2 protein-coding genes are annotated in these 2,258 nt (G+C 69.1%); one reads left to right on the top strand and one right to left on the bottom strand.

From position 1 onward, the window contains the following. Positions 1 to 264: 264 nt before the first annotated feature. On the bottom strand, positions 265 to 1,308 hold the full coding sequence (locus L942_RS00010) for a ferrochelatase (RefSeq protein WP_037353115.1): 1,044 nt from the start codon (positions 1,306 to 1,308) through the stop codon (positions 265 to 267). Positions 1,309 to 1,394: 86 nt separating this feature from the next. On the opposite strand from L942_RS00010, the gene L942_RS00005 reads away from it, so the two are divergent. Then, entirely contained in the window at positions 1,395 to 1,979 is a 585-nt protein-coding gene (locus tag L942_RS00005) for a TetR/AcrR family transcriptional regulator (RefSeq protein WP_037353114.1), read from the top strand. Positions 1,980 to 2,258 lie beyond the last annotated feature (279 nt).

Genomic DNA, 2,258 nt, shown 5'->3' with positions numbered 1-2,258 from the left:
TGTGCTGACGGTCTGAGGGTGGTTGTCAAGGCGGGAAAGCGTGCCTTGACAACCACCCTCAGACCGCAGGGAGGCTTCGTATCGGGGTGCAGGGCCAGGGCTGGGTGCCTCGATGAGTTGGGTGCAGTGGCGGCGGTTTTGTGGTGGGGCTTGCGCCCCCCGAATGCCCGGTTAGGTGCATCGCTGCGGTGGGTGGGGCCTCGGCGCGTGCCGTGAAGGGGCCCCTCACGGCGTCGCACCGGGGACTGGTCGTGAGGGGACGGGTCAGCGGCCGGGGCGGCGCGGGGGTTCGCAGCAGCCGACTGCGCAGGGGGCGCCGTTGACGGTGCAACCCGCTGCCAGGAACGGCGAGAGCTTCCGGGCGGCGGCGTCGGCCAGGTGTTCGCGGACCAGTTCGACCACCATTTCCGCGAACCTCGGGTCGGCGTCCGGCGTCGCGGCGCGGGCGAAGGCCATGCCGTGTTCGGCGGCTCGGTCGGCGGCTTCGTTGTCCAGGTCCCAGATCACCTCGAGGTGGTCCGCGACGAAGCCGATCGGGCTGACGACCACTGATTCCACGCCTTGGGCGTGCAGGGCGTCGAGGTGGTCGACGATGTCCGGTTCCAGCCACGGGATCTGCGGCGGGCCGGAGCGGGACTGCCAGACCACGTCGTACTCGGCGATTCCGGCCTCGGCGGCCACGAGGCGGGCGGCCTCGGCGATCTGGCGCGAGTAGCGGCGGCCGCCTTCCGAAGGCGGGCCGGAGGCGAGGTCGGCGCTTTCCGGGATGGAGTGGGCGGTGAAGACCGTGCGCGTGCCGGGACGGTCGCCGAGTTTCGCGTGGGCGGCGCGGACCGCGTCGGCGACCGCGGCGATGAACAGCGGGTGGTCGAAGAACTGCCGCAGCTTCACCAGCTCCGGCGCGTCTTCGCCGAGGGCGGCGCGGGCCCGTTCGATGTCCTCGTCGTACTGGCGGCACGCGGAGTAGCCGCCGTACGCGCTCGTCGGGAACACCAGCGCGCGGCGGACGCCCGCGTCCTTCATTTCCGCCAGGGTGTCCTCGACCATCGGCCGCCAGTTGCGGTTGCCGAAGTGCACCGGAAGCTCGATGTCCTCCGCCGCGAGCTGCTTCTCGACCGCGGCGATCGCGGCCCGGTTGAGCCGGTTGATCGGCGAGACCCCGCCGAAGTGCTGGTAATGCTCAGCGACCTCGAGCAGCCGCTCGCGAGGCACCCCCCGGCCCCGGGTGACGTTCTCCAGGAACGGCATCACCTCGTCGGGCCCCTCCGGACCGCCGAACGAAAGCCATAGCAACGCGTCGTAACCCACGGTGCTCATCCTGCCCCTGTGGCGCCCCGCACGCCTCGGCGGCCCAGTTGTGTATCGCTCTGTCCAAAATGTGTTAGCGTGGTCGCATGCCGAGGCCACGAGAGTTCGACGAGACCGAAGCGCTCGAAGGCGCGATGAACGCCTTCTGGGCGCGCGGATACGAAGCGACCTCGACCGAGGAACTGTGCGCCGCCACCGGACTCGGTCGCAGCAGCATCTACAACACGTTCTCCAGCAAACACGAACTGTTCCGGCGCGTGCTCGACCACTACTCGCACCGCGGCATCCGCCTGCGGGAAACCCTCTTGGACAACGCACCGGACGGACTCGGCGCCATCCGCCTGCTCCTAGCCTCGACCATCGACGACGAACTGGAAAACGGCAGGCGCGGCTGCCTGATGGTGAACACGATTTCCGAATTCGGCACCACCGATCCGGAAATCGCAGCACAGGTGAACGCGGACACCGAAGCGCACCTGTCCGCATTGGTGCACTTCGCGCGCACCGGCCAAGCAGACGGCAGCGTCACCCGCGACCGCGACGCCACCGACATCGCAAACTTCATCCACGCCACCATCTCCGGCCTCCGAACAATGTCCCGACGCGGAGCAGAACGCGAAGCCCTGGCCTCAGTAGCGGAAATCGCGACAAACGCAGTAGCCAGACGCTGACCGCGGACACCGAACCCCGCAGGCACCAACCACCAACCCCAACCGCTGCACCCACGATCGAAGCACCCGGCCCCACCCCCGCATCCCTCAGACACTAGCCCCACCACCAACCCTCAGCCGCCGCACCCAACCATCGAAGCACCCAGCCCGACCCCCGCACCCCGAATCCCGCAAGCACGAGCCCCACCACCAAAACCGCAACCGCCGCACCCAACCATCGAGGCACCCAGCCCCCGCCCTGCACCCCGATACGAAGCCGCCCTGCGGTCTTGGGGTGCT

It is taken from the genome of Amycolatopsis orientalis DSM 43388, assembly GCF_000411975.1.
In the GTDB taxonomy this organism is placed as follows: Bacteria; Actinomycetota; Actinomycetes; order Mycobacteriales; family Pseudonocardiaceae; genus Amycolatopsis; species Amycolatopsis orientalis_D.
This window is presented reverse-complemented; position numbering and strand designations above follow the sequence as displayed.